This is a genomic window from Lysobacter solisilvae (assembly GCF_016613535.2).
Taxonomy (GTDB): Bacteria; Pseudomonadota; Gammaproteobacteria; order Xanthomonadales; family Xanthomonadaceae; genus Agrilutibacter; species Agrilutibacter solisilvae.
In genome coordinates, this window is sequence record NZ_CP071518.1 from 2613804 (window position 1) to 2634051 (window position 20248).

The following is a 20248-nucleotide window of genomic DNA, read 5'->3' on the forward strand; positions in this document are numbered from 1 at the left end:
ATCGGGCTCCTGTTGGTCAGCGCAGGTCGCCGCGACGCTTCGCGTCCAGCCACTTGTCCGCGTTGGCCGGCTGGTAGCCGCGCATCCAGGCCACCAGTGCATCGATGTCCTCGCCGTGCCACAGGTCGCGGCGTTGTTCGGGATGCAGGAAACGTTCGGCCACCATCCGGTCGAGCATCGCGATCAGCGGGCTGTAGAAGCCTTCCACGTCCAGGAACGCGCAGGGCTTGTCGGCTATCCCCAGCTGGCGCCAGGTGAGCATCTCGAACATCTCGTCGAGTGTGCCGAAGCCGCCGGGCAGGGCGACGAAGGCGTCGGCCAGGTCGAACATGCGCGCCTTGCGTTCATGCATGTTGTCCACCACTTCCAGCCGCGTCAGCCCGCGGTGGGCGACTTCCCATTCCACCAGCTGGCCGGGGATCACGCCGATCACTTCACCGCCGGCGGCCAGCACCGCGTCGGCCACGATGCCCATCAGGCCGACATTGCCGCCGCCGTAGACCAGCGCCAGCTGCTCGCTGGCCAGTCGCTGGCCCAGCGCGACGGCGCGTTGCGCATAGACCGGCTTGCTGCCGGCATTGGAACCGCAATAGACACAGACTGAACGCATGCAGGCCTCAGGTGGATTCAGGAGCTGGATTCAGGGGATGCATCCAGGAAATGGCATGGGGCGACGGCTTCAGGTCGTGGCTTCAAGCAGGAAGATGCCGGACATGCGGCGCCCGGCCTCCATGCGCGCCCTGGGCTGGAAGCGCGCCAGCAGCTTCCACAACCACGCCGCGCGCATGGTGCGCTTGAGGCGGAACGACTCGTCCCAGCTCGAGCGGAACTCGACTTCGCGCCAGCCGAACGGCGCGAAGAACGCCGTGCTTTCCGCCGGTGCGAACCGGAACGGCGCATTGCCTTCGCGCAGCTTGGGCAGCCACTTGCGTTCCAGGTACTGCAGCAGCATCGGCGAGGCGATGTCCGACAGCCACCATTTCGCCTGGGCGACGTCGTGCAGGTCGCGGGCGAGGGCGGCGACGTCGTCGGGCTCCAGGTAGACCAGCAGGCCCTCGGTGATCACCAGCACGGGGCCGTGGCGCGCGGCGTCGGCGAAGATCTCGCGGCGGCGGTCGGCGTCGCGCAGGTCGGCGGTGATGAATTCGAGCGGGCAGCGCGGCGACTGTCCGGCCATGTTCTGGCGGAAGTAATCGACCATGTCCGGCATGTCGACGTGCATCCAGCGCAGGTCCGCTGGCAGGTCGAGACGATAGGGGCGCGCGTCCAGGCCGGCGGCGAGGTTGAGCACGGTGCGGGCGCCCTGGCGCACGCAGCGCAGGATGATCTCGTCCATGACCGCGGTGCGCACCACCAGCGGCCAGCTCATCGAATTGCCGCTGGGCATCGCGTCGACGATCGCCTGGCCGCGTTCGCCGCCCAGACGGCGCGCGAACGGGTCGCGGAACAGGGCGTCCGGCCGTTCGCTCTCCATCGCCCGGTAGATCGCCACCCACAGGGCGGTGTCGGACACGTTGCGTATGGGGTTGGCGGGACTCATCGCGGCATCCTGGCGTGGCGTGGGACGGGGCGGGGGGCTTGGTGCTGCGCCGGGCCGGCCATGCCGCCGCCCGAAACGAGAACGGCGCACCGAAGTGCGCCGTCCCAATGTACCGCTGTTTGCCACCGGCCGATCAGTTGGCCTTGTGGATGGACCGCTTGTGCACGGCCATCGCCGCGTCGTGGACGGCCTCCGACAGGCTGGGGTGCGCGTGGCAGATCCGGGCCAAGTCGTCGGCCGAACCGCTGAACTCCATCGTCAGCACGCCTTCGTGCACCAGTTCGGAGACGTTGGCGCCCACCAGGTGCATGCCCAGCACGCGATCGGTTTCCTCGTGCGCGAGCACCTTCACGAAACCGGCCGGCTCGGCCATGGCCACCGCGCGGCCCACGGCGGCGAACGGGAAGCTGCCGGCCTTGTAGGGAATGCCCTCGGCTTTGAGCTGCTCCTCGGTCTTGCCGACCCAGGCGATTTCCGGCTCGGTGTAGATGACCCACGGGATGGTGTCGAGGTTGACGTGGCCCGGCAGGCCCGCGATCAGTTCGGCCACCGCGATGCCTTCCTCGAAGCCCTTGTGCGCCAGCATCGGGCCGCGCACGCAGTCGCCCACGGCCCACACGCCGTCGACGCCGGTGTGGCAGTGCTCGTCGACCTCGATCATGCCGCGCGCGTCGACCTTGACGCGGGTGCCGTCGGCCAGCAGGTTCTTCGTCGCGGCGCGGCGGCCCACGGCCACCAGCAGCTTGTCGACGACGATGGTCTGCTCGCCCTTGGCGTCGGTGTAGGTCACATGCACGCCGTCCTTCTTGACGTCGGTCTTGCTGACCTTGGCCCCCAGGCGGATGTCGAGATTCTGCTTCTTGAACTCGCGGGCCGAGACCTTGGCCACCTCGGCGTCGGCCGCGGCCAGGAAGTTCGGCAGCGCCTCGAGCACGACCACTTCCGAACCCAGGCGGTTCCACACGCTGCCCAGTTCCAGCCCGATCACGCCGGCGCCGATCACGCCCAGGCGCTTGGGCACGGCTTCGAAGTCCAGCGCGCCGACGTTGTCGACGATGTGCTCGCCGAACTTCGCGAAGGGCAGTTCGATCGAATCCGAGCCCGCCGCGATGATCACGTTGGTGCCCTTGAGCTCGACGGTGCTGCCGTCGTGCTGCTTGACCGAGACCACGTTGCCCGGCTGCAGCTGGCCGAAGCCGTAGAACGGGGTGACCTTGTTGGCCTTGAACAGCGAGGCGATGCCGCCGGTGAACTGCTTGACGATCTTGTCCTTGCGGCCAACCATCGTCTTGACGTCGATCTTCGCGTTGTCGAAGCCGATGCCGTGCTCGCCGAAGATGTGGCCCATGTTCCAGAACTGGCGCGAGCTGTCGAGCAGCGCCTTGGACGGGATGCAGCCCACGCGCAGGCAGGTGCCGCCCAGGGCCGGCTTGCCGTCCTTGCCCAGCGCGGCGTCGATGCACGCGGTCTTCAGGCCCAGCTGCGCGGCGCGGATGGCCGCGTGGTAACCGGCGGGGCCGGCACCGATGACGACGACGTCGAAGTTCTGCTGTTCGCTCATGGGGGAAATCCTAAAAGGCGGGAACAGGGAACGGGGAACGGGGAAGCGGGGCAGGCTCTGCTTCCCCGTTCCAGGTTCCCCGTTCCCGCTTCAATTACATGCCCAGCAGCATCCTGTGCGGATTCTCGAGCTGGTTCTTGATGTCCACCAGGAACAGCACCGCGTCCTTGCCGTCGATGATGCGGTGGTCGTAGGACAGGGCGATGTACATCATCGGCGCGGCCACGACCTGGCCGTTCTCGACGATCGCGCGCTCCTTGATGGCGTGCATGCCCAGGATCGCGCTCTGAGGCGGGTTGACGATCGGCGTGGACATCAGCGAGCCGAAGGTGCCGCCGTTGGTGATGGTGAAGGTGCCGCCCTGGAGATCTTCCAGCTTCAGGCCGCCCTCGCGGGCCGCCTTGGCGTAACCGGCGATGCCGGCTTCGACGTCGGCGAAGGTCATGCGCTCGACGTTGCGCAGCACCGGCGTGACCAGGCCCTTGTCGGTGGAAACGGCCACGGAGATGTCGGCGTAGCCGTGGTAGATCACGTCGTTGCCGTCGACCGAGGCGTTGACGATCGGGTGGCGCTGCAGCGCGTTGGCGGCGGCCTTGGCGAAGAAGCTCATGAAGCCCAGCTTGATGCCGTTGGCCTTCTCGAAGGACTCGCCCAGCTCCTTGCGCATGGCCATGACCTTGCCCAGGTTGACCTCGTTGAACGAGGTCAGCATCGCGATGGAGTTCTTCGACTGCATCAGGCGCTCGGCGATGCGGCTGCGCATGCGCGTCATCGGCACGCGCTCTTCCGGTCGCGCGCCGCCCGCGACGCCGGCCGTCTTGCCGGAGGCGTAGTTGACGATGTCTTCCTTGGTCACCGCGCCGCGGCGGCCGGTGCCTTCGACCTGGCTGGCGTCGACGCCCGCGGTGGCGGCGGCGAAACGCGCGCCCGGCGGCAGCTCGACACCCGCGGCCTTGGCGGCGGCGGGGGCGGCGGCAGCGGCGGCCTTGGACATCACCGGCTGCGCCTCGGCGACGGTCGCGGCCTTGTTCTTCGCGTCATCGGACGCGGCGGCCTTGGCCGGTGCGGCCTCGGCCACGGCGCCGGCTTCCACGATGCCGATCAGCTGCTGGCTGTTGACGGTCGCGCCTTCGGCGAACTTGATTTCCTTGAGCACGCCGTCGACCGGCGAGGGCACTTCCAGCACGACCTTGTCGGTTTCCAGGTCGACCAGGTTCTCGTCGCGCTTGACCGCGTCGCCCACCTTCTTGTGCCAGGTGGCGATGGTGGCGTCGGAAACCGACTCGGGCAGGACGGGAACTTTGATCTCGGTGCTCATGGCGGATCCTAAAAGGGGAGGAGTGAGTGGGGAGGAGTGAGAAATGAGTGGAGGCAAAAGGCGAGATCCCGGGCGTTCTGCTTCCTCTCTTTCCTCACTCCCTGGCGGCGCGGCCGCCCACTATTTTTCGGGGTTACTCGGCGCAGCCTTCGCCGCGCACGGGGTTGACCAGGGCATCGGCGACCAGGGCGGTCTGTTCGATGACGTGGTCGGAGAAATGTCCGGCCGCCGGCGACGGCGAGCGCGCGCGCCCGGCGTAGTGCAGCGACTGGCCCTTACCCAGGCAGGCGGCGAGGTGGTGGCGGATCTGGTACCACGCGCCCTGGTTCTGCGGCTCTTCCTGGCACCAGACCACGTCGGTGGCGCCGGCGAAGCGCTTGAGTTCGGCCGCCAGCTGCGTGCGCGGGAACGGATACAGCTGCTCCACGCGCACGAGGGCCACGTCGGTCAGGCCCTGCTTGGTCGCCTCTTCCAGCAGGTCGTAGTAGACCTTGCCGCCGCACAGGACCACGCGCTTGACCTTCTTGGCGTTGGCCGTGGCGTCGGGGATCAGTTCCTGGAAGCGGCCCTTGGCCAGCTCGTCCAGCGAGGACACCGCCAGCTTGTGCCGCAGCAGCGACTTGGGCGTCATCACCACCAGCGGCTTGCGCGTGTTCATGCGCATCTGCCGGCGGATCATGTGGTAGGCCTGCGCCGGCGTGGTCGGCGTGCAGACGATCATGTTCTCCAGCGCGCACATCTGCAGGAAACGCTCCAGTCGCGCGGAGGAGTGCTCCGGGCCCTGGCCTTCGTAGCCGTGCGGCAGGAACAGCGCCAGCCCGCACAGGCGGCCCCACTTGGCCTCACCCGACGACAGGAACTGGTCGATGACCACCTGCGCGCCGTTGGCGAAGTCGCCGAACTGCGCTTCCCAGATGTCCAGCGTCATCGGATCGGCCGTCGAATAGCCGTATTCGAAGGCCATCACCGCTTCCTCGCTCAGCAGCGAGTCGATGATGGTGACGTCGTTCGTGTTCTTGACCAGGCGGCGCAGCGGCAGGACGTATTCGTCGGTCGCCTGCTCGTGCAGGATCGCGTGGCGGTGGAAGAACGTGCCGCGGCCGCAGTCCTCGCCGACCAGGCGCAGCTTGAAGCCTTCGTCCAGCAGCGTGGCGTAGGCCAGGTTCTCGGCGAAGCCCCAGTCGCCCGGCTGCTCGCCGGCGCTCATCTTGCGGCGGTCCTCGTAGATCTTGGCCACGCGCGGGTGCAGCTTGACGGAATCGGGGATCTCGTTGATCACGTCGGCCAGCTTGCGCAGCTTCTTGCCGTCGAACGTGGTGTCGACCGGGTCGCTGATCTTGCCGGTCAGGTAGTTGCTCCAGTCGATCGCGAACTCGTCCGGCTTGACCGCCACCAGGTCGGTGGTCACCACGCCGTCGTCGAGCTTCTGGCGCAGGCCGTCGACCAGCGCCTGCGCGTCGGCCTCGGACACCACCCCTTCGGCCAGCAGCTGCGCGGCGTAGAGCTCGCGCGGCGTCTTGTGCTTGCGGATGACCTGGTACATCAGCGGCTGCGTGGCAGCCGGTTCGTCGGCCTCGTTGTGGCCGTGGCGGCGGTAACAGACCAGGTCGATGACCACGTCCTTGCCGAAGGTGTTGCGGAAATCCAGCGCCAGCTCGGCGCAGAACACCACCGCTTCGGGGTCGTCGCCGTTCACGTGCAGCACCGGGGCGCCGACCATCTTGGCCACGTCGGTGCAGTACAGCGTGGAGCGGGCGTCCTGGCGGTCGCTGGTGGTGAAGCCGACCTGGTTGTTGATGACCACGTGCAGCGTGCCGCCGACGCGGAAACCACGCGCCTGCGACATCTGGAACAGTTCCATCACCACGCCCTCGCCGGCGAAGGCCGCGTCGCCGTGGATCAGCACCGGAACCACCTGCCGCGCGCCGTTCTCGCCGCGCCGGGTCTGGCGCGAGCGCACGCTGCCGGCCACCACGGGGTCGACGATTTCCAGGTGCGAGGGGTTGAAGGCCAGGGCCAAGTGGACCGGGCCGCCGGGCGTGGCGACGTCGGCGCTGAAACCCATGTGGTACTTGACGTCGCCCTGGTGGGCCAGGTCGTTGTGGACGTGCTCGAACTTGCCTTCGAACTCGTCGAACAGGTGGCGCGGCGGCTTGCCGAGCGTGTTGACCAGCACGTTGAGGCGGCCGCGGTGGGCCATGCCGATGATCACGTCCTTGGCGCCCTGTTCGCCGGCGCGGCGGATGGTGGTGTCCATCAGCGGGATCAGTGCATCGCCGCCTTCCAGCGAGAACCGCTTCTGGCCGACGTACTTGGTGCCCAGGTAGCGCTCCAGGCCGTCGGCCGCGGTCAGCCGCTCCAGGATGCGCAGCTTGTCGTCGGCGGTGCGGCCGTACTTGCCACCGGCGCGCTCCATGCGCTCCTGCATCCAGCGACGCTGTTCGACGTCGGTGATGTGCATGTATTCGGCGCCGATCGAGCCGGTATAGGTCGCGCGCAGCAGGGTGACCAGGTCGCCGAGCTTCATCCGGTCCTTGCCGGCGACGCCGCCAGTGCTGAACTCGGTGGTGAAGTCGCGCTCGGACAGATGGTGGAAGGCCGGGTCGAGGTCCGGCGCCGGCGGGGCGAACATCATGCCCAGCGGGTCGAGCTTCGCCGCCAGGTGGCCGCGCGAGCGGTAGGCGGTGATCAGCTTGCCGACCGCGCGCTCGCGCTCGTCACCGGGCCCGGCCGCCGCCGCCAGCTTGCCGCTGGCCGCCATCCGGCCCGCCACCGCGATCTGGTCGATGACCGCCGAGTGGGGGACGTCGCCGGCCTCGCGGCCCTTGAAGCCGTCGAAATAGGCTTTCCATTTCGGCCCGACACTGTCCGGGGCGACCAGGTATTGCTCGTACAGGTCTTCGATATAGGCGGCGTTGGCGCCGAGCTGCGAGGACTGGGCAAACTGCTTGAGAAGACTGTCCACGATGGTGTCGGGAAGATCCGGTTGGATGGGCAAGCCGTTGATCCGGCGGGCTTTTGGGGGAAATCGCCGGCGTCACCGGCGAGCCGGTCACGAAAGGGCCAAAATTATAGCCGGACCCTATGTCGCGCTGCATCAAGCGCAAAAGGAATAAGTCGTCCCAATGACGACGGTGGGGCTCGGATATGCCCGCCAGGCAACGCCGGTAGGGGCGACGAGGTCCGCGGCCGCCAGGCCGTCTAGATGCCCAGGGCCCGGTATTCCGTGCAGGGCCGCGCGCGCTCCCAGAACGGTTCGAACACGTTTTCCAGCTGCCGTGCGCGGGCGGGCTGGTCGATGCGGGTCTCGCCGTCGGTGCGGTGTCCCAGCAGCCGGAAGTACCAGCCGCCGGCGTCGTTGCAGGCGAAGGCGGACGGATAGGCCCGGTCGACCGTCTCCTCGATCACCCGGAACAGAAAGGCGCTGGGCAGCCGCTGCGACAACGCGATCAGGGGCGCGTGCGCGGACTGCGGGGCCAGCACGTCCTGCAGCAGGATGCGTGTCTCGCCGCCGCGGGTGGCGAAGCGGCGCAGCGCTGTCATCACATCGGGCCGATCGAGCAGGCCCGGGTCGAGTTCGCGGCTGTAGAGCCACAAATGGCGGCGAGCGGTGCCGATCACGCCCAGCAGGGCTGCGACGGCGGCGTCGTGCGATTCGACCGGGTTGGGGCCGTCCAGCAGCCGGCGCATCGTCTGGTGTTCGATGCCCGCCTCCTCGAAGCGGGGGCCCTGCGGCAGGAAGCCGTGCCGCGCGTAGAACCCGATCGCCGACGCCTGGGCGTGCAGCGAGATCTCGTGCCAGCCCTGGCTGCGTGCCTGATCGATCAGGGCGTGCAGCAGGGCCTCGCCGACGCCGTGTCCGCGCCAGTCGGACAGCACGGCCATGCGGCCGATCTTGTGTTCCGGCGTCAGCCGCCCGGTGCCGATCGGCGCGCCGTCGGCGTCCAGGGCCAGGACGTGATGGCAGCGGGGGTCCAGGTCGTCCCACTCCAGCGACACGGGCACGCCCTGCTCCTGCACGAACACTGTTTCGCGGACCAGGCGCAGCTGCGGCAGCCCGCTCTCATAGTCCACCGCCGACACCGTGAACCGGCCCTTGGCCGTCAGACTGGCGCTCATGCCTGCTCCTCGTCCCCATCCCCGTCGTGGTCGTCGTTCGCCCCGGCCAGGCGGTAGTGGCCGGCCTGGAGGAGCTCGAAGACGCAGTCACGCCCGGCCTGCGACAGCGCCGCATAGGCCGGACCGTCGAGCTCTCCTGAATTGGCAACGCATTTGGCGTCGCGGACCGGCAACGTATGGTCCTCGCCGTTGACGTACAGGCGCGCCTGCTTGCCCGACTTGCGCCAGGCCATCCGCGACCACGGGTGGCGCTGCAGGCCGCCGCCCTGCTGCAGGTCCCACTCCACTTCGATGCGTGAGCGCGGCTCCGGCGCGGCCAGCACTTCGCCGGCATTGCGGTAGAGCGTGACGAAACGGCCGAACCAGTCGCCCAGGCGGTCCGGGTCGTTCATCCGCAACGCGTTGAGCGCCGCCACGGCCCGCGCCATGGCCGCGTCGTCGATCTGTGCCGGGTCCGTGGCGGGAGCGAGGTCGGGATCCTGGTAGCGCAGGGCCTCGTCGGCGTCGGCGGCCAGCGTGTCGACGAAATCCCCCAGCAACTCGGCCGCGCTCGGCGCGCGCATGCCGACCGAGAACGTCAGGCAGGCGTCCTCGGCCACGCCGTGGTGGGGCACGCCCGGCGGCAGGTAGAGCATGTCGCCCGGCCCGAGCACCCACTCATGGGTGGGCGAGAACCGGCTCAGCAGCTTGAGTTCCACGTCGTCGCGGAATCCGGTCGGCGGATTGGGCGAGGCATCGATCTGCCAGCGCCGATGGCCCTGAGCCTGCAGCAGGAACACGTCGTACTGGTCCACATGCGCGCCCACCGAGCCGCCCGGCGCGGCGAAGGACACCATGACGTCGTCGATGCGCCAGCGCGGCAGGAAGTCGAAGGCTTCCAGCAGGCGCGCGATGTCGGCGTCCCACTTGTCCATGTCCTGCACCAGCAGGGTCCAGTCCTCGTGCGGCATGTCCGGGAACATCGCCTCGTCGAAGGGCCCGGTGCGCAGCGTCCACGCATCGCGCGCGCGGTCGTGTTCGACGATGCGCGCCAGCGTGCCTTCCTCGCAGGCCAGCCCGGCGAGGTCTTCGGGTTCGATCGGCGAGACGAAGCCCGGGAAGGCGTTGCGGATCAGCAGCGGGCGCTTCTGCCAGTAATCGCGCAGGAACTCGCGCGGGTTCATGCCCAGTGGCGGGGCAGAAGCGGCGTCCACTTCGATGGGCGGAGCGGCGGCGGCGCTGGATTTACCGGCGGCCGCGGCAGCGGGCGTGGCGGAAGGGGATTTCTTTCGGGTGACCATCAGCAGTATTCAGTCCGGACGCGCCGGCAGGCGGGGGAGGGCGACGGCGGCGTGCGATCAGCCGTCGGCCAGTGCATCGTACCCGCGCGCGGTGAATTCGATCAGGCACCAGCCGTGGCCGAACGGATCGGCGACCTGCACGATCCGGCCCCAGGCCGCGCTGCGGACCTCGCCTTCCTGTCGCGCGCCGGCCCGGACCGCATCGTCGAGCGCAGCATCCAGATCCTCCACCGCGATGTCGCCGTGCACGGGTGTCCAGTGGCGGCCGTAGTCGCGCACGGATGTCCCCGCGCCCGTGGTGCCGGCGGCTTTGCGGAGCAGGTACACGGGAACCTGCAGGCCCAGCAGCTCGAGCACATCGGGGCCCAGCTGCCGTGAGGGCCGCAGCCCGAACGCGGCGGTGTAGAACGTCGTCGCGCGCTCGAGATCGGGAACGTCGATGTTGAGCAGGAAGTTCATCGTGGCTCCTTGCTACTTCCCCCCGCTCGCGGGGGAAGGTGGGGATGGGGGAAGACGGTCGCGGCGGTCTGGCCGGACGTCCCACGCACTACGTCCCTGCGGCCTGTTCCACCCTGACCACCCGCGCCCCAAGGAACCAGAAATTGTCGAGGTTCGACGGCTTGCCCTCGACCGCCGGATCCAGACAGAGGTAGAGCCCATCAGAACGCTCCACCAGCGTGCACTTGGTGATCCACTGCGTGTCGAAGTTCTGGTGGATGCCCCAGGACGTGAGCCGTTCGACGCGGAACAGTCGGTCCGCGCCGAAGGCCGTGCGCAGCGCCAGTTCGGCGAAGTGTTCCGACCGCTCCCAGTCGTAACCGACGAACAGTGCGGTGACCCAGCTGTCACGGAAGTCGGAGGAGGTGATCATCCGGGCGCGTCCGGCAGTTCCTCACGCCGCGCGCCGGCGTGCCTGCGACCGCTTCGGCTGCGCCTGCCTGGGAACGGCCACCCGTTCCTTCAGCTTCATCCCCACCTCGACGATCGCCCGGATCGCGGGAATCAACTCGCGCCCCAGTTCCGTCAGCGCGTACTCGGCCGAAGGCGGCGAGGTATCCAGGACGCGTCGCGTGATCAGTCCCTTGGTCTCCAGCTCGCGCAGCCGCGCGCTCAGCACGCGCGCGGAGATCGGCGGGATGTCGTGGCGCAGTTCCCCGAATCGGCGAGGTTCGCCGCTGAGGTACCAGATCACGTTCGGCGCCCACGCGCCCTGCAGCAGGCGCATGCACTCGGTCAGCGGGCAGACCGACGAAGGTTCGATGACTTTGCTCTTGCGCAGCGGCAGGCCCATGGCGCGGGTCCTCGGCAGTGACTGGTTACTTCGCGGTTACCACATTCTATCCCCGGGGCGGCCGAAGCGGTATACATCAGTAACTAGGTGGGCCTAGGATACGGCCATTCCATTGGCACGGACGGCACATGGCTCCCACCATCGCGAACGAGGCAACCCGCAGGCTGGGCATCGCCCATCCGGTCATCCAGGGCCCCTTCGGCGGCGGCCTGTCGACGACGGCGCTGGCGGCCGCGGTCTCCAACCTGGGCGGCCTGGGTTCCTTCGGTGCGCACATGCTTCCGCCCGAGCGCCTGGGTCCGCTTGCCGACGAACTGCGCGGACTGACGCGCGCACCGTTCGCCTTGAACCTGTGGGTGTCCGACCACGATGCGGGCGGCGAGCGCATCGACGCGGCGACCTTCGAGCAGGCATGGCCGCTGTTCGAGCCGTACTTCCGCGAACTCGGCCTGGAGCAACCCTTTCCGCCCGAGCGTGGCCATCCGCGCTTTGATGAACAGGTCGACGCGTTGCTGGAAGCGCGCCCGCCGGTCTTCAGTTTCGTTTTCGGCATTCCGTCACCGCGCATCCTGGCCGAGTGCCGGCGACGCGACATCGTCACCGTCGGCGCCGCCACGACCGTGGCCGAAGCGCTCGCGCTGGACGCGGCGGGCATCGACCTGATCGTCGCCACGGGCGCGGAGGCCGGCGGACATCGCCCCTCGTTCCTGGAAAGCGCCGAGGACTCGCTCACCGGCACCTTCGCCCTCGTGCAGCTGGTCGCTCCCCGCGTGCGCGTGCCGGTGATCGCCGCCGGCGGCATCAGCGACGGACGTGGCGTGCGCGCGGCGATGCTGCTGGGCGCACAGGCCGCGCAGATCGGCACGGCTTTCCTGGTCTGCGCGGAGTCCGGCACCACCGATGCCCATCGCGCCGCGCTGTTTTCCGGGCAGGCGCACCACACGACGCTGACGCGCGCCTTCACCGGTCGCCTCGCGCGCGGCCTGGTCAACCGCTGGACACGCGAACTCGCGCCGAGCTTCAGCCAGCTGCCGCCATTTCCGGTGACCAGCTGGTTCGTCTCGCAGTTGCGTCCCGCGGCGATCGCCGCCGGCCGCACGGATCTGGTCTCGCTCTGGAGCGGACAGATCGCCCCCAATCTGCGTCATCGCACCGCGGCGACGCTGATGCAGTCCCTGCTGGCCGACCTGGCCGGCGAGGCGCTGCTCCCACACCCCCACCCGGAGGCATCCCCCGCATGAAGCTCTACTACTCTCCCGGCGCCTGCTCGCTCTCGCCCCACATCGTCGCCCGTGAGCTGGGCCTGGACATCACCCTGGACAAGGTCGACCTCAAGGCGCGCCGCACGCAGTCGGGTGAGGACTACCTGCAGATCAATCCCAAGGGCTACGTCCCCGCGCTCGAACTCGACAACGGCCAGGTACTGACCGAAGGCACCGCGATCGTGCAATACCTCGCCGACCGCCACACCGGCGCGAAGCTCGCCCCGGCGAACGGCACGATCGAACGCGCGCGCCTGCAGGAGATGCTGGGCTACATCAGCACCGAACTGCACAAGAGCTATTCGCCGCTGTTCAACCCCGCCACGCCCGAACCCGTGCGCGAGGAGCGCAAGGCCTACCTGCGCAAGCGCTACGCGCTGCTCGAGCAGACACTGACCCAGCAGCCCCACCTGCTGGGCGATGACTTCACCGTCGCCGACGCCTACCTGTTCACCGTGACCAACTGGGCCGGCGGCGTCGACCTGGACCTGTCCGAATTCCCCGCGCTGCAGGCATTCCAGCAGCGCGTCGGCCAACGCCCGGCCGTGCAGGCGGCACTGGCGGCGGAAGGACTGGGCGGCAAGCAGCAGGCCGCCTGACACAGCATCAGCCCCTTCCCCCGTTTCACGGGGGAAAGTTGGATGGGGGCAGCCGATCGCCGCGACCCCAGCCAACGCAGCCAGGCCCAATCTCCTTCCCCCGTTTCACGGGGGAAGGTTGGGATGGGGGCAGCAGGTCGCCAGGATCCCAGGAGAAGCAGCGCTCAACTTCAATTCTTCCCGCATTCCACGGTGGAAGGTTGAGATGGGGCCAACTGATCGCCTCAATCCCACCACAGCACCCCAATTTCCCCATTCCACGACCCACGGTCTGCACGTTCCTCCCGCCACCCCAGCGCATGTATCAAAGTATGTCTGCATGTATCAAAGCAGATACAAATCCGCTGGCCGGCACGACACCATCTCCGCGTTTCCACCATGAGCGCGAACCCTCGCGCTTCTGGAACGCCGGCGCCGCCGACGAACAGACACATGGAACGCAAAAGGAGATTGCTGTGTCGCAGAACCTGATTTCGATCACCATTACCCAGGAACAGCAGGAAGCCGCGCTGGCGGCCATCGCACAACTGGAAGCCGCATTGCCCGGCCTGATTTCGCTGGGCACCGCCGAGCGTAAGACCCTGCATCACATGGGACACAAGAGCGAAGTCTTCGCCCGGGGCACCATCCGCGTGCTGTCGCAGAACCCGTCGATCGTCCCACCCAGCATGGACATCGCCGGCGCCCACCAGGACCTGGCCGCGTTCGACCGCTTGCGGCCGATCCAGGAGATCCTGTCCCGGGTCAACGCCATGGTCGCCTCCACCAGCGCCGCCCTGGGCCACGACCTGATGGACTTCGCCTTCGACGGCTACAGCCAGCTCAAGGTCTCCGGCGCCGCGCAAGGCCTCGAAGACCTGCGCCGGGAACTCGGCACCCGCTTCTCGCGCCGGCGCAGGGAGGTTGACGCCGGCCAGTGAGTCCACGACACGGGTTGAAAGGAAGCCGCCTTCGGGCGGCTTTTTTCGTGGCTGAAGTTGGGGGGCGCGGCAGGGGCAAGAGCGGGCAGGGCGCTCGCAGGTGCCAAGGCCGGGGTGCGACGCTCCCGGTGGGAGCAGCGGGGCCTTCCGGACCGGGCCTTCAGAGCCAAACGCTGGGGTCCGAAAGCCAAATGTTGGGGTTTGGGAGCCAAACGTTTGGCAATCAAAGCCAAACGCTGGGGTCCGAAAGCCAAACGCTGGGCTTTCAAAGCCAAACGATGGGCTTTCAAAGCCAAACGCTGGGCATTCAAAGCCAAACGATGGGGTCGGAAAGCCAAATGCTGGGCATTCAAAGCCAAACGATGGGGTCGGAAAGCCAAATGCTGGGCTTTCAAAGCCGAACGTTGGGGTCTGAAAGCCAAACGCTGCGCGTCCAAAGCCAAACCCTGGGGTCCGAAAGCCGAACGCCGGTGTCAGAGAGCCAAAGCCCGAATGTCTAAAGGCAGACAGGCCGCAGCGCCCGCGTTTGCCAGGGGGCAAGAACTCCGGGTGGGGCGGCAATCATATGGAGTGGAGCGCGTAACACTTACACCCGCTGGCTTGCGGGTGTAACAGACGGCACCATCGAACAGGAAGGCGCAGGACGTTGCAATCATCAGGTCGGGCCGCTTCAGGACCCAAGTCGATCCACGGCATACTTGCCGCAACGCCCCTGCGGAGGGGACAGGAACAATGGTCGCTCGCCCAGGCCAAGCAGCAATCGCTGGCTGGCGTCATCGAGGTTCATCTGGATACCGGAGCGGCATTCGAGTCTGGCCGAGTTGTCTGCTATCGACCTCAAGGCCAGAAGGCCTGGGAGGAGAAAGTCATGTTCAACTTGGGCGGCGGTGAAGAGCGCATCGCCAGACGCTTCGCGGACAGTCTGGCCGAGAAGATCAGGGGGCGCAGCTGCCCGTGACTGGGAAGTCGCATGACAGTTCTCTTCGCGGCCTTGCCTGACTCTGGCATTTGGCCTCGCACAACCCACATCGCAGGTTTCCGGCCATGAATGACGAAACGTACCCGTACGCCACACACCTGGACATCAAGTTTCCGGCGCTCGCCACCGTGGACGTCCCGGCGCTGGTCAAGGCGTGCACCGACCGCTGGTATAACCAGACGCTGTGCAAGGTCAACGACTCGGTCGTGCGCCTGGGTGTCATGCAGGGCGAGTATCACTGGCACAAGCACGAGAACGACGACGAGTTCTTCTTCGTGCTGGAGGGGCATTTCATCATTGATCTGGAGGACCGGTCGATCGACCTGCAGCCCCACGAAGGATTTGTCGTGCCCAAAGGCGTGGTCCATCGCACGCGCGCCCCGGACAGGGCTGTCATCCTGATGGTGGAAACGGCCGCCATAGTGCCCACCGGCGATGCCTGATCCGAAGTCGCTTCCGAGTTGGCTCGATCCCGGCGTAGGCCACCCACGACGCACCCAGGGAAAACCCATGATCACCACGCAGATTCCACCGTTCCTTGCAGAGCTCGAGGAGCGTTTCAACGCGGCGATGGTTTCCAACGACGTGGGGCGGATTGCCGGCTGCATCACGGACGACTGGCTCCTGGTCACGCCGGAGGCGGGGCCCGTGCCTCGCGCCCGCATCCTCGACGTGGTGGGTTCCGGCCGTCTGACGCATGCTTCAATGACCAAGGTGGCCACGCATGCGGCGGTGGTGGGCGACATGGCCTGGGTGACGGGCCGGGGGCAGAACACCGGCACGTTCAATGGGGCCCCGATCCAGGCGGACGAGTACATTACCGATGTCTATCGCCGGGTAGGGGACTGCTGGCTGTGCATGCTCACGCACCTCACGCCGGCGCAGAGCTAGGCGCCGCAGAAGTACGCTGCCTACCAGCTCATTCAAGCCCAAGCCGCATCGCGGCCCGGCCAGGTTCAGACGTTCAGGGGCCATGTGAGACTTCTTGCGATCCTTCTACTGAGCACCGCGGCGATCACGGCCAGCGCTTGGGTTCCCGCGAAGAAGGCCACCTTCGTCTACGTGGACAAGTCGGCGCGCGAACTCTTCCTGTTCAATGGGACGCAGTTGATCGCGAAATACAAGGTCGCGCTGGGGCGGTCGCCTGTCGGCCACAAGCAGCGCGAAGGCGACAAGAGGACGCCTGAGGGAGCGTACGTACTGGACTACAAGAACCCGAACAGCCAGTACCACCGCTCAATCCATATCTCGTATCCCTCCCGGCGCGATCAGGCGCTGGCCCGGCGAAAGGGTGTTCCGCCCGGGGGCGCCATCATGATTCACGGTCAGCCAAACGGGTTCGGGCGTGGCGCTCCGATCCTGCAGCAGTCCGACTGGACGGATGGCTGTATTGCTTTGACCGACGAGCAGATGGACGCGGTCTGGGACATGGTGGATGTCCCGGTCCGCATCCTGATTGCTCCCTGACAATTCACTCAAGCCAAGGCTTTCGCGGCCCGGCTTGTTTCAGGCGCCAGGCGCCAAGGAGACGCGGTGACCACAAGGGACATCCTCAGCACCTACCTGCACGTGCGCGACGGCGGGAAGACCGACGCCATTCCCGCGTCGGAATCGTTCTGGGAGGCGTTGGCGGGCGGCGGATATCCGCAGCTGGACCAGGGCAGGCTGATGTCTGCTTTCACCTTCAGCGAGTCATGGTCCACGTGGGAGCGGCATCCCGCCGGCGAGGAGGTGGTGCTGCTGCTGTCGGGGGCGGCGACGGTGGTGCTCGAGGAGCCTGGCGGGGAGCGCGCGGTGCCGCTCAGTCAGCCGGGCGCGTATGTCCTTGTGCCACCGAACACCTGGCACACCGCGACGACCACCGTCCCAACCACCATGCTCTTCCTCACGCCGGGCGCCGGCACTGAGCATCGGCCAGTGGACGAGCCCATTCGCGGCTCGACTTGATCCAGGCGTCAGGCTCCATGAGATTCACGCCACTCGAAAAGCCGTCGATCGCGAAAGCCGCTCTAGCCGCACCGCTCGTAACACCGTTGGTCGCATTCCTCCTACTGCATCGGTCCCGGGCGTGCCCGAAGTGGACCCGCTCGACCTTGTCGTCTTCTTTCCCATCCTATGCGTGGTCTCGCTGACCTGCGGGTACCTGGGCATGCTCCTGATCTGCATGCCTGCACTGGCGCTGCTGAGACATTTCGGCAGACTCAACGCGTTGAGCCTCTGTCTGACGGCCACGCTCGTCGGCGGCTGCTTGTGGGCGCTCAATGCCGCGGTGGACGCAGACGCGGAGTCGTCGAGGATCCTGGGCAGTTTCGTGATTGGTTCAGGCTGCAGCCTTGCCGTTGTCCTGCTCTTTTGCATAATGGCCGAGATTCGGTTTCGCCGTCCCGCCAGACCTGATCAGGCACGCTGAAGGCGTTTCGCGGCCCGGCTCGTTTCAGGGGTCCGGGTCCCTCGTTTGCAGGTTCAGAGGGCATTGTGAACATCCTCCTTCGCGGTACGCTACTTGGCATCGTTGCGTTCGGCCTCGCGGCCTGCGCGAGCAAGAGCCCCGGGCCGCTCGAGGGCACATGGAGGATGACCGACCCGTTTCCACTGACCGTGTCTTTCCGTCGTGGAGAACTGGAAGCCATGGGTGCCGTCAAGCGGGTTTCCTACAAGCGGTATTGGAGCGATGTCCTGGTCACGTACGAAGAGGGTGTCAACAAGGGCGCCAGCTTCCGGTACACGGTGATCGACGCTGATACCATCCGCTCGGATTCGGGCACCTTTCGCCGGGTGCGGTGAGGGCCCGGATTGTTGGTCCAAGGTGGTGTTCCAGGGCGCGCACTCGTCTCGCGGCACTGCCGACGAACTTTCAGTAGCGCTTCACTGGACGGCATCGTTTCGACATCCGCGGAGCGATTGACTCAGGCGGTTTTGGACCGTCCACCGACCCGGTAACCGATCCTGAAAGAGAACATCCTCCAACTGAAGGCAGACTGGCGTTTCGAGGAAAGCGAAGCGCCGCGGCACTACGTCATCGAGCCCTGGCTCGACGGCCGCCGTGTGGGCCGCGCCTATGGCTGGTTCGACCCCGGCGAGCTGTTTGTACTGGAGAAGATCGAGATCGACCCGGGCCAGCGCTCGCGCGGCTATGGCAGTGCCGTGATCGAGCAGTTGCGACAGAAGGCGCGTGAGAAGGGGTGCCGGGAGTTCGTCATCCAGAATGTGCGTTCGACCAATCGCCGGGCGATATCGCTTTACGAAGCGATGGGTGCCAAGGCCGTCCAGACGTCGGCGCAGTTGTACTCATTTGTCATTGCCCCGCCGTAAGCCTGACAATTGGGCCAGGCCGAAACCGCTTTTCGGCCGCGTATCCAGGCGCCGGGGAGCGCAACATGGGCATGACCGGTCTGATTGGAAGTCCGTATGCGTGGCTTGCTGCCTTCTTCTGCGGGGCTGCGTTCTGTGTCTGGAGAATCGACAGGGCGGCTGCACGACTCGGCATCAAGCGTTCCATTGAGCGGCGCCCGGCCCCGGGAGCAATCGTCGTCATGAGGGCGGTGTCGGTTACCGTGGCTCTGATGTTGGGCAGTCTCTATCTGCTCAACGGAACGTCCTTTCCGATCGCGCTGGTCTTCCTGGTGGCGGGAAGCCTCTATTTCTGGCGCCTGGCCTACACGGGCCGCGTCGTCCCGTTGGTGGCGGCTGGAATGCCTCGGCCAGAAGCCCGGCTTTTCGCCTTCATGCAATGGCTCTGGCTGGGGCCGTTGACGGTGGCATTGGCGCTGTTCGTCCGGGCCAAATACAGTACGCACTGATCGGTGCTGTTCTGGGTGTCGACCACGCATGGCTTGAGTCGGTGTCGGCCGGCGATTGTGGGGCCAGGGAGAGGCGATGAAACTTTCAGTTGCTCTTGCAGTAGCACTGGCGTGCATTTCGTCGAGTGGAAATGCCAAGGAAACAGCCGTTCCGGCGCAGTTTGTCGGTCACTGGGCCGGTAGCGTGGAATCGTGCGGTTCTGACGCTGACGACCTCACCCTGCGCATCACTGCAAGGCACATTTCCTTCTGGGAGAGCGAGGGGCCGATTCGGGCTGCCGTATCTCGCGGTGCAAGAGAGCTTGCACTGATCGTCGAGCTGACGGACGAAGGTGAGACCTGGCTCGCGACGATGACGTTCGAACTCTCCGCGGACGGCCAACGGCTCGTCGACAGCGGCAGGCAGATTGTGCGGTACAGGTGCCCAGCGTCGGGTGCCATCCGTCGGGACTAATCAACCCGAGCGGACGCCTGCGGGGGGCTCCCTGGCTGCCTGATTTGCGAAGACTTCCACCGTGCTTTACCGTCGCGACTGAGGCGGCTGCGGTCGCCCGCGCTCGTGTTCTGCAAGGGGGAAAACATGAGAAGCCTGCTCGTCCTGGCCATCCTGGGCGGACTCATCTGGTTCGGCTATACGCGGCATCTGAGCGAGGCGGCTTCGTTGGCGCCCGATCCGGTTCGCGCTTCCGCGTCGGCGTCGCCCGTTCCGGCGGCGGGGGCTTTCGCCTGTGATGGCCGCACGCACTGCTCGCAGATGAGGTCCTGCGAGGAGGCGACGTATTTCATCCAGCATTGCCCCAACACCAAGATGGACGGGAACCACGACGGCGTGCCGTGCGAACGGCAGTGGTGCGACTGATGAATCACGGGATGCGTGCGTGCCCAGTCGGGGCCCGGGTCCCTCCGGTTCGACAGTCCCCCCGTTCTCTTCGTCGCCGCGGGCGCCCTCATGAATGTCATGGAGAAGCTGCGTTCCGGCGCTGACGCATGATGCGGGCTGGAGTTCCCCCTGCAGTGATGAAAAGGGTTCTCGTGATCGGCTGCGGCGGCTCGGGCAAGTCGACGTTTGCGCAGCGGCTCGCGCAGAAGACCCGTCTGCCCGTCATCCACCTGGACACGCTCTACTGGAAGCCCGGCTGGACGGAAACGCCGCGCGCACAATGGCAGCAGATGATTCGCCAGCTCACCGCGGAAGACGCGTGGATCATGGATGGGAACTACGGCGGGTCACTGGACCTTCGCCTTGCCCAATGCGATACGGTCATCCTCCTGGACATGCCCACGCTTACCTGCCTGTCGCGGGTGTTGAAGCGTCGGCTGGGGTTCCATGGCAGGTCGCGCCCGGACATGGCGCCGGGTTGCCCCGAGCGCCTGGGCGTCGGATTCGCGTGGTGGATCCTGACGTATCGCCGCCGCCGGCTTCCCGGGATCCTGCGCAAGCTGGCCGTCGCCGCCACGGACGGTAAACAGGTGCAGCTCCTCCGGTCCGCGTCGGCGGTGGAGGATTTCCTGGCACAGGCCGACCGGCCTTCCACGGACAGCTAAGGCCCGGGCCTGCCAGCGGTCGGGCTCGTTGCAT

24 protein-coding genes are annotated in these 20248 nt (G+C 66.9%); 14 read left to right on the forward strand and 10 right to left on the reverse strand.

Annotation, left to right across the window (positions count from 1 at the left end):
- Nucleotides 1–16: 16 nt before the first annotated feature.
- From I8J32_RS11575 to I8J32_RS11620, 10 genes are all read right to left on the reverse strand, one after another.
- The gene (locus tag I8J32_RS11575) at nucleotides 17–610 is read right to left on the reverse strand and encodes an LOG family protein (protein ID WP_200612240.1); all 594 of its coding nucleotides are present in this window, start codon (nucleotides 608–610) and stop codon (nucleotides 17–19) included.
- A 69-nt stretch (nucleotides 611–679) separates the two neighbouring features.
- The gene (locus tag I8J32_RS11580) at nucleotides 680–1540 is read right to left on the reverse strand and encodes a class I SAM-dependent methyltransferase (protein WP_200612241.1); all 861 of its coding nucleotides are present in this window, start codon (nucleotides 1538–1540) and stop codon (nucleotides 680–682) included.
- 133 nt (nucleotides 1541–1673) lie between these two features.
- Nucleotides 1674–3101, reverse strand: a complete 1428-nt coding sequence (gene lpdA, locus I8J32_RS11585; protein ID WP_200612242.1) for a dihydrolipoyl dehydrogenase — start codon at nucleotides 3099–3101, stop codon at nucleotides 1674–1676.
- 94 nt (nucleotides 3102–3195) lie between these two features.
- Complete coding sequence (gene sucB, locus I8J32_RS11590; RefSeq protein WP_200612243.1) at nucleotides 3196–4419, reverse strand: dihydrolipoyllysine-residue succinyltransferase; 1224 nt, start codon at nucleotides 4417–4419, stop codon at nucleotides 3196–3198.
- A 133-nt stretch (nucleotides 4420–4552) separates the two neighbouring features.
- A complete protein-coding gene (locus I8J32_RS11595) occupies nucleotides 4553–7384 on the reverse strand; it encodes a 2-oxoglutarate dehydrogenase E1 component (RefSeq protein WP_207526888.1) in 2832 nt (943 codons plus the stop codon).
- 236 nt (nucleotides 7385–7620) lie between these two features.
- Complete coding sequence (locus I8J32_RS11600; protein WP_200612245.1) at nucleotides 7621–8538, reverse strand: GNAT family N-acetyltransferase; 918 nt, start codon at nucleotides 8536–8538, stop codon at nucleotides 7621–7623.
- Nucleotides 8535–9818: a cupin domain-containing protein gene (locus I8J32_RS11605; RefSeq protein WP_207526564.1), complete on the reverse strand. Its 1284-nt coding sequence runs from the start codon at nucleotides 9816–9818 to the stop codon at nucleotides 8535–8537. Before I8J32_RS11605 ends, I8J32_RS11600 begins: the two co-directional genes overlap by 4 nt.
- Before the next feature lie 57 nt (nucleotides 9819–9875).
- A complete protein-coding gene (locus I8J32_RS11610) occupies nucleotides 9876–10277 on the reverse strand; it encodes a VOC family protein (RefSeq protein ID WP_200612251.1) in 402 nt (133 codons plus the stop codon).
- Between the two features lie 88 nt (nucleotides 10278–10365).
- Nucleotides 10366–10689, reverse strand: a complete 324-nt coding sequence (locus tag I8J32_RS11615; protein ID WP_200612254.1) for a hypothetical protein — start codon at nucleotides 10687–10689, stop codon at nucleotides 10366–10368.
- A gap of 21 nt (nucleotides 10690–10710) precedes the next feature.
- The gene (locus tag I8J32_RS11620) at nucleotides 10711–11109 is read right to left on the reverse strand and encodes a winged helix-turn-helix transcriptional regulator (protein ID WP_200612256.1); all 399 of its coding nucleotides are present in this window, start codon (nucleotides 11107–11109) and stop codon (nucleotides 10711–10713) included.
- Nucleotides 11110–11237: 128 nt separating this feature from the next.
- Here I8J32_RS11620 and I8J32_RS11625 point away from each other — a divergent pair, with 128 nt between their 5' ends.
- The 14 genes from I8J32_RS11625 (at nucleotide 11238) to I8J32_RS11690 (ending at nucleotide 20214) form a co-directional block, all read left to right on the forward strand.
- The gene (locus I8J32_RS11625; protein ID WP_200612259.1) at nucleotides 11238–12350 is read left to right on the forward strand and encodes an NAD(P)H-dependent flavin oxidoreductase; all 1113 of its coding nucleotides are present in this window, start codon (nucleotides 11238–11240) and stop codon (nucleotides 12348–12350) included.
- Nucleotides 12347–12970: a glutathione transferase GstA gene (gene gstA, locus I8J32_RS11630; RefSeq protein ID WP_200612262.1), complete on the forward strand. Its 624-nt coding sequence runs from the start codon at nucleotides 12347–12349 to the stop codon at nucleotides 12968–12970. The genes I8J32_RS11625 and gstA overlap by 4 nt, the downstream gene beginning before the upstream one ends.
- Before the next feature lie 455 nt (nucleotides 12971–13425).
- A complete protein-coding gene (locus tag I8J32_RS11635; protein ID WP_207526565.1) occupies nucleotides 13426–13890 on the forward strand; it encodes a hypothetical protein in 465 nt (154 codons plus the stop codon).
- 1044 nt (nucleotides 13891–14934) lie between these two features.
- Nucleotides 14935–15312, forward strand: a complete 378-nt coding sequence (locus I8J32_RS11640) for a cupin domain-containing protein (RefSeq protein WP_200612270.1) — start codon at nucleotides 14935–14937, stop codon at nucleotides 15310–15312.
- 67 nt (nucleotides 15313–15379) lie between these two features.
- Nucleotides 15380–15760, forward strand: a complete 381-nt coding sequence (locus I8J32_RS11645) for a nuclear transport factor 2 family protein (protein WP_200612273.1) — start codon at nucleotides 15380–15382, stop codon at nucleotides 15758–15760.
- Nucleotides 15761–15844: 84 nt separating this feature from the next.
- Nucleotides 15845–16336, forward strand: coding sequence for a L,D-transpeptidase family protein (locus tag I8J32_RS11650; protein ID WP_200612276.1), 492 nt, complete (start codon nucleotides 15845–15847; stop codon nucleotides 16334–16336).
- A 66-nt stretch (nucleotides 16337–16402) separates the two neighbouring features.
- The gene (locus I8J32_RS11655) at nucleotides 16403–16816 is read left to right on the forward strand and encodes a cupin domain-containing protein (protein WP_200612279.1); all 414 of its coding nucleotides are present in this window, start codon (nucleotides 16403–16405) and stop codon (nucleotides 16814–16816) included.
- A gap of 121 nt (nucleotides 16817–16937) precedes the next feature.
- The gene (locus tag I8J32_RS11660; RefSeq protein ID WP_200612282.1) at nucleotides 16938–17279 is read left to right on the forward strand and encodes a hypothetical protein; all 342 of its coding nucleotides are present in this window, start codon (nucleotides 16938–16940) and stop codon (nucleotides 17277–17279) included.
- Between the two features lie 65 nt (nucleotides 17280–17344).
- Nucleotides 17345–17653, forward strand: a complete 309-nt coding sequence (locus tag I8J32_RS11665; RefSeq protein WP_200612285.1) for a hypothetical protein — start codon at nucleotides 17345–17347, stop codon at nucleotides 17651–17653.
- Between the two features lie 234 nt (nucleotides 17654–17887).
- Entirely contained in the window at nucleotides 17888–18181 is a 294-nt protein-coding gene (locus I8J32_RS11670) for a GNAT family N-acetyltransferase (RefSeq protein WP_245156516.1), read from the forward strand.
- A gap of 71 nt (nucleotides 18182–18252) precedes the next feature.
- Complete coding sequence (locus tag I8J32_RS11675) at nucleotides 18253–18669, forward strand: hypothetical protein (protein ID WP_200612287.1); 417 nt, start codon at nucleotides 18253–18255, stop codon at nucleotides 18667–18669.
- A 76-nt stretch (nucleotides 18670–18745) separates the two neighbouring features.
- Complete coding sequence (locus I8J32_RS11680) at nucleotides 18746–19123, forward strand: hypothetical protein (RefSeq protein ID WP_200612290.1); 378 nt, start codon at nucleotides 18746–18748, stop codon at nucleotides 19121–19123.
- A gap of 126 nt (nucleotides 19124–19249) precedes the next feature.
- The gene (locus tag I8J32_RS11685; RefSeq protein ID WP_200612294.1) at nucleotides 19250–19528 is read left to right on the forward strand and encodes an excalibur calcium-binding domain-containing protein; all 279 of its coding nucleotides are present in this window, start codon (nucleotides 19250–19252) and stop codon (nucleotides 19526–19528) included.
- Between the two features lie 158 nt (nucleotides 19529–19686).
- Complete coding sequence (locus tag I8J32_RS11690; protein WP_207526566.1) at nucleotides 19687–20214, forward strand: P-loop NTPase family protein; 528 nt, start codon at nucleotides 19687–19689, stop codon at nucleotides 20212–20214.
- Nucleotides 20215–20248: the final 34 nt, after the last annotated feature.